The 1,027-nt window shown below is 57.9% G+C and carries 2 protein-coding genes; both read left to right on the top strand.

Features of this window, described 5'->3' with window-relative positions:
• Window positions 1-451 (top strand): site-2 protease family protein (locus Q4P78_RS09465; RefSeq protein WP_303340116.1); only part of this gene is annotated, 451 nt, incomplete at its 5' end.
• A 170-nt stretch (window positions 452-621) separates the two neighbouring features.
• Window positions 622-1,027, top strand: a 406-nt coding sequence (locus tag Q4P78_RS09460) for a flavodoxin-dependent (E)-4-hydroxy-3-methylbut-2-enyl-diphosphate synthase (protein WP_303340115.1), incomplete at its 3' end; no start/stop codon positions are given.

Raw genomic sequence — 1,027 nt, 5'->3', positions numbered from 1 at the left:
GCATACCCTGGCGCGTATTGCCGGGTCCATGTGGTCGTTGCCGCAACGGGTCTGGGATCTTGGGGTAACTCTCGTTACCAATGGTGACCGCGACGCGAACTCGCCGGTTTCTGTGGTGGGGGTGAGCCGTATTGCGGGGGAGGTCGCCTCCACCGATCAGATTGACCGCACCTCTAAGGAAGCAACTCTCGTCTCCCTGGTGGCCAGCATGAACTTGATGCTTTTCGCGTTCAACCTTATCCCGCTGCTGCCCCTGGATGGCGGGCACGTGTTTGGGGCACTATGGGAGGCTACCCGCCGTGCCTTCGCCAAACTTACCCGCCGTGAAGACCCGGGTCCCTTCGATCCCATTAAGCTCATGCCGCTTACCTACGTGGTGGCTGGAGCATTCATCCTCATGTCCGTTATCCTTATTGCCGCAGATATTATTAAACCGATTAGGTTGTTCTAAATGTGCGGCTCGTGAGAGCCGCAACCTACGGTTTGGACGCCCCATCCTTAACGCCCTGTGATTTATCACGCGGTTAGGGTATCCGTATTAGTGAATCGCCGCGCGGCGGTGGCACAATAAGAAGCTGAACGGCGCACCCAGCGCCACCTCAACCCTTTTGGAGGAATACCTTGTCGGTTAGCCTCGGCATGCCCGTACTTAAGCCCGCACCCCAGGTTCTTGCGCCGCGCCGCAAAACCCGCCAGTTCAAGGTTGGTACTGTGGGCATCGGTTCCGAATCGCCCGTCTCGGTGCAATCCATGACCACCACCAAGACCCACGATATTGGTTCTACCCTGCAGCAGATTGCCGAGCTCACCGCCGCCGGGTGCGATATTGTGCGTGTTGCGTGCCCCACCGATAAGGACGCTGAGGCGCTGCCGATTATCGCCAAGCAGTCCAATATACCGGTGATTGCCGATATCCACTTCCAGCCGAAATACGTGTACGCCGCCATTAAAGCCGGCTGCGGTGCGGTGCGAGTGAACCCCGGTAACATTCGTAAGTTTGACGACCAGGTGAAAGAGATCGCCGAGA

This window comes from Rothia sp. (in: high G+C Gram-positive bacteria) (assembly GCF_030540545.1).
Classification (GTDB): Bacteria; Actinomycetota; Actinomycetes; order Actinomycetales; family Micrococcaceae; genus Rothia.
This window is presented reverse-complemented; position numbering and strand designations above follow the sequence as displayed.